The 837-nt window shown below is 43.2% G+C and carries 1 protein-coding gene; it reads left to right on the top strand.

Annotation, left to right across the window (positions count from 1 at the left end; all coding sequences use genetic code 11):
- Positions 1-153: 153 nt before the first annotated feature.
- Positions 154-837: GDP-mannose 4,6-dehydratase (locus tag N2317_08830; protein MCX7817589.1), on the top strand; the 684-nt coding region annotated here is incomplete at its 3' end.

Below are 837 nucleotides of genomic sequence, written 5' to 3'. Positions count from 1 at the left end.
CTATTATATGTGGTGTTGGATATTTAATGCTGATTAAGGAGGCAAACTATGCCAGTCTGTCCATCTTGTGAAAATAGGGTGCCTGAGGAAAAGTATGTAGAGACCTACATTGCACCTTTTAACAATTAAGAGTTTTGTAAGAGGGATTAATAAATGAAAAGAGCACTAATAACAGGAATAACTGGTCAAGACGGGTCATATCTTGCGGAGTTTTTGCTATCCAAGGGCTATGAGATTCATGGCTTGATAAGGAGAGCAAGCACCTTTAACACTCATAGAATAGATCATATATACATAGACCCGCATGAACCTAAAGCAAGGCTCTTCTTACACTACGGAGATCTTTCGGATTCAGGTCAACTTCTTAATCTAATTTATAATCTAAAGCCTGATGAAATTTACCATCTTGGTGCACAAAGCCATGTAAGGGTTAGTTTTGACATGCCCGAATATACTGGAGATATCACAGGCCTTGGCACTACGAGACTCTTAGAAGCAATTCGTAGGAGTGGTATTAAAACTAAATTCTATCAAGCTTCCTCTTCCGAAATGTTTGGCGCATCACCTCCACCGCAGGATGAGAAAACACCTTTTTACCCGAGAAGTCCTTACGCAGTGGCTAAGGTATACGCCTACTGGATGACTGTTAACTACCGCGAGGCATACGGTCTTTTTGCCTGTAATGGCATACTTTTCAACCACGAAAGCCCACGCCGGGGTGAAACTTTTGTGACGCGCAAAATTACCCGCGCACTGGCATCCATTCGTGCGGGCAAGCAGAAGGTGCTTTATCTGGGTAACCTTGACTCTAAACGAGACTGGGGGTATGCGCCGGAG

The sequence above is a fragment of the Syntrophales bacterium genome, assembly GCA_026417625.1.
In the GTDB taxonomy this organism is placed as follows: Bacteria; Desulfobacterota; Syntrophia; order Syntrophales; family UBA8958; genus JAOACW01.
This window is presented reverse-complemented; position numbering and strand designations above follow the sequence as displayed.